At 44.8% G+C, this 2,870-nt stretch carries 5 protein-coding genes and 1 pseudogene; all 6 read right to left on the reverse strand.

Annotation, left to right across the window (positions count from 1 at the left end; all coding sequences use genetic code 11):
* Window positions 1-396: hypothetical protein (locus PPOP_RS13825; protein ID WP_148277949.1), on the reverse strand; the 396-nt coding region annotated here is incomplete at its 3' end.
* A 248-nt stretch (window positions 397-644) separates the two neighbouring features.
* The gene (locus PPOP_RS19525) at window positions 645-1,436 is read right to left on the reverse strand and encodes a hypothetical protein (protein WP_006287120.1); all 792 of its coding nucleotides are present in this window, start codon (window positions 1,434-1,436) and stop codon (window positions 645-647) included.
* Window positions 1,437-1,483: 47 nt separating this feature from the next.
* Window positions 1,484-1,774 carry a hypothetical protein gene (locus tag PPOP_RS13840; RefSeq protein WP_006287121.1) on the reverse strand — a complete coding sequence of 97 codons (291 nt, stop codon included), beginning with the start codon at window positions 1,772-1,774 and terminating at the stop codon, window positions 1,484-1,486.
* Window positions 1,771-2,154 (reverse strand): hypothetical protein, encoded by a 384-nt coding sequence (locus tag PPOP_RS13845; protein WP_006287122.1) that lies wholly within the window; start codon window positions 2,152-2,154, stop codon window positions 1,771-1,773. Before PPOP_RS13845 ends, PPOP_RS13840 begins: the two co-directional genes overlap by 4 nt.
* A gap of 95 nt (window positions 2,155-2,249) precedes the next feature.
* Window positions 2,250-2,612, reverse strand: coding sequence for a helix-turn-helix domain-containing protein (locus tag PPOP_RS13850; protein WP_006287123.1), 363 nt, complete (start codon window positions 2,610-2,612; stop codon window positions 2,250-2,252).
* Window positions 2,599-2,870: pseudogene (locus PPOP_RS22820) on the reverse strand (hypothetical protein); the annotation flags it as partial. The gene PPOP_RS13850 and the pseudogene PPOP_RS22820, both read right to left, overlap by 14 nt.

Below are 2,870 nucleotides of genomic sequence, written 5' to 3' on the forward strand. Positions count from 1 at the left end.
ATGTTGCAGATCCCGTAGAATCTCGTCGCTATCCTCGCCGTCTCGCACCTTCACGAATGTTTCATGTGCCAGATTAGTGATGCTCTCGGCCAGCTTCTCCTTCTTCACTTGGCGGATGAGCATCGGTACGCGGTTTTCGTTAAAAAAGGTGCTGCGTAGTTCGTGCAGCTTTGGGATCTGATTGGTATCGCATTGATTCGCTAATCCCTTGAATGTCAGCCCTTCCTTGTCGTGAACCTGCTGCATCAGGCGGTAAAGCCAATCGTAGCCCTGGAACAGGTCGGCCGTTAGAACATGCCTATTCGCTTCGAAGAGTGTTGGATCTGTAAGAAACCCGCCAAGCAATTCCTCATGCGGTTGTGTTTCTCTCACGTTGCTTTCTGTGTAGCTGCTCAAGGTATTCCCTCTCTTCCTTGTTTAGTTCAACCATATCGATCTTTGTTTCGACTCTCTTAACCAAGTCAGCAGGCCGTGGCATGTATTCTGATTGCTGTAGACACTCAATAAGAGCCTTCTTAGCAACTTCATAATCCATATGCCCAATCACTTCGTGCCACGCTTTGAGCTTATTTCGTGTAATGTCTATAGCGTAAAATTCCCCGATCCTCTCGAGCAGCGCATTCACTTCTGTGAGCTTCAGTTCCTTACTGCCCCCTTTCAAGAGCCTGGAGTTCTTCCGGACTTAACCGCCCTCCTGCTCTTTGTTGTTGATTATTCATCCTCTGCAACTTGTGCTTTGCTTCCTCGTCAGTTGTCCCTCTTAATATTCCGAAGGTATAATCCTCTTTCGCTTTACTTAATTTCTCACTGCCCATATGCGTCTTTATTGCGTATTCAACTCGGAGAGGAGAATAGCGGGCAAACTGCTCATACACTTTTATCAAGATCCCATCGCTCAACTTCTTCCCCTTCCTCATGTTTGCTATAAACTCAAAATAGTTGTCGATGAGTTCTAGCAATTCCGGATTGTAGCGGGAGCGGAAATTTTCAATTTGCGCGGATATATTATTATTCTTTTCATTCTTATCATTCTTGTTTATATCCAACGACTGTTTCCCGACTGTTACTTTTATGTCATCATCAGCCTGATAAATGTCCCATGATACAAGGGAAATCATTGTATATTTCCTGTTACCTGAATCGACCGTTATCATGCCCTCTTTCTCGAGCCATCCCAGGACCGATGAGACAGTTTTAACGTTTGGCTCCTTCCATATCCCGCGCTCATACCAACCAACACCCTTGGCAATGTTTCTGAGGGACGTCATATGTTGCCCAGGGGAAACTTCAACCCTGGTCCCATCCCTCATCGGAATCTCGTTTTCGTGATGATTGACCATGTATTTCAGGTACTGCCATATCCGGTGATAGAGAGGGGGCATTGACCAAATATCACTTTCAAGTTCCTGCCTGTAATCTTTAATCCACCCCGCCATACAATTACCTTCTGTTCCAGTTAGATTTAAGTAAAACCCTATTCACTTTATCCTCCAAAGGCAGCTTCAAGTAAACGTTCCATTGCACTCTCGTCCTGGTCCAGGATGTGCCACATGATTTGAGCATAGAAGTCATAACGTTCCCCTTTATCAACGCCTTGGAGAGCAGCATATAGCCTGTTTGTAAGAGGCTCAAGATCCCCCTTTAGTGGGAAGGCTCGCCAATTGAATCCAAGGTGATGATACTTACCCTGGAACTCCGATGTTTCCCGCTTCGGATATGGGGCCATGAAGTATAGAAGCTCGAATGTATCCGCTCGCTCCAACTGCGCTGTCATTTCGGGGATCCCCCTTCATGAGAGTTAGAGAGAGTTAACGGCCCACGCGACTTCTCAATTTTCTTGAGGAATCTATACCCGGCTATAAACCCCCGAATATATTTTTCTTCAGCTTCGCAGCTAGCTAAATGATTCATTTTGTCTTCCAGGTCAAAAAGCAAATCTTTATACTTTTTCCCGGCAGAACTTAAAACAACCTTAAAGGCCTTGCTTGCGTCATCCACAGCTAATTGCAATTCATTCTGGTAGCCTTCCAATATTTCCGGTCTTTCCTTCAAGTAACTAACAAGCGCAATCTCCCGAATGACTTCCAACATCCCCTTCTCAAGCTGTGGTTCTAAGGACATACCAACCCAATACAGCCGATCCTTAATCGCCATGAATATACACTCTCCCGTTTAGCTTCCACTTGCACAACATGAAATGATTATGTATAATGTTGCGCAAAGGGATACCTTGAATTTGTGTTATCGCCTTAACGTCCGGCCAAAGACATGTTAAGGTGATTTTTATTTTGTGCTGGTAGCACGCCAATATAGATATGATCAACAGAAATTCCATACAGGTCGCACAATTTTCTGAATGTAGGGTAATGCATTTTTTGGTTATTTTCCTCGTATTTTTTGATCCTGCTTACCGGAATGCCCGTCTTCTCTGATACCTGCTTGTGACTCAAACCCACGTTTTTCCGAGCTTCGCTAAACGTTATCTTGCCGTTTGGGGCGATTCTCACCCACTCTTTCAATTCCGCTTCCAACGCCGCAATATCCCTGTCAATCCTTTCTGGAGAGGTACCAAGAGCCTTCATGTCCTTTAGAATCTCATCAATTGATCGCATCGTTCTCCACCGCCTTCAGATTAGGCTTGTTTGGTATCATACTAACTACGTCCCCATACTCATCAACTTCAGCCGTATATGTCTGTAGCGGCTTCCCAGTGATGTCTTCAAGCAATTTGAATGAATCGATGGCCTCTTCCCCTGTTTGTCGCTTGTATTCCTCCTTAACTATGAAAAAGTGTTCCATCCAGGCATCATGAAGATAATCGTCAAAGTCCGCTTCGATACGCTTCAAAACAACAAGATACTCAAAAGTAG

It is taken from the genome of Paenibacillus popilliae ATCC 14706 (genome assembly GCF_000315235.1).
Lineage (GTDB): Bacteria > Bacillota > Bacilli > Paenibacillales > Paenibacillaceae > Paenibacillus_B > Paenibacillus_B popilliae.

What these genes read in the sequence shown, in the direction of transcription:
- PPOP_RS13845 (WP_006287122.1), bottom strand. Translation starts at nt 2,154, where the DNA reads ATGGCGATTAAGGATCGGCTGTATTGGGTTGGTATGTCCTTAGAACCA.
- PPOP_RS13840 (WP_006287121.1), bottom strand. Translation starts at nt 1,774, where the DNA reads ATGACAGCGCAGTTGGAGCGAGCGGATACATTCGAGCTTCTATACTTC.
- PPOP_RS13850 (WP_006287123.1), bottom strand. Translation starts at nt 2,612, where the DNA reads ATGCGATCAATTGATGAGATTCTAAAGGACATGAAGGCTCTTGGTACC.
- PPOP_RS19525 (WP_006287120.1), bottom strand. Translation starts at nt 1,436, where the DNA reads ATGGCGGGGTGGATTAAAGATTACAGGCAGGAACTTGAAAGTGATATT.